Origin of the sequence: Bifidobacterium xylocopae, assembly GCF_003315615.1 — a bacterium.
GTDB classification, from domain to species: Bacteria; Actinomycetota; Actinomycetes; order Actinomycetales; family Bifidobacteriaceae; genus Bombiscardovia; species Bombiscardovia xylocopae.
Window position 1 is genome coordinate 1 of record NZ_PDCH01000055.1, and the last position, 463, is coordinate 463.

1 protein-coding gene is annotated in these 463 nt (G+C 63.3%); it reads right to left on the minus strand.

The genetic code is table 11. The features are described 5' to 3' along the window. A partial coding sequence (locus CRD59_RS07600) for a cupredoxin domain-containing protein (protein ID WP_201736590.1) occupies positions 1-463 on the minus strand: 463 nt, incomplete at both ends.

Below are 463 nucleotides of genomic sequence, written 5' to 3' on the forward strand. Positions count from 1 at the left end.
TCTCCGGATGCATTGGACAGGCGTAGACGCCGGTGTCGACCCCGCCCTCAGGGCCGACCTCGTCCATCTCGGCCACGAAGGAGAGCGTCTTGTCAGGTGGAGACTCGATGAACGGCTCGATCCGTTCGCGTAGCGCCCTCATGTCTTCATTCCTGCGCAGGTTTTCGAACTGTTCACTGAGGTCGGGCTTGGCCGGCTCGTGAACGACCTCGATCGCAGCAAGCCGGTAGGACTTCTCAGGCGTCCGGTGCTCGAGCGCGACTTCTCCGGGTTCTGAGAAGAGGACGTCGACGACAACGCGCTCGGAGGGCGCGAGCAGGACCTCCTCGACCAGTTGCTCCTGTTCGTAATGGCCGCTGTCGGCGCCGACAAGCTTCATTCGCGCCCCCGGCAGCATGACGTTGAAGACGCGCGTGTTGGCCGTGTTCGTGAAGTAGAAGCGCACGACCTCGCCGTGCTTGGC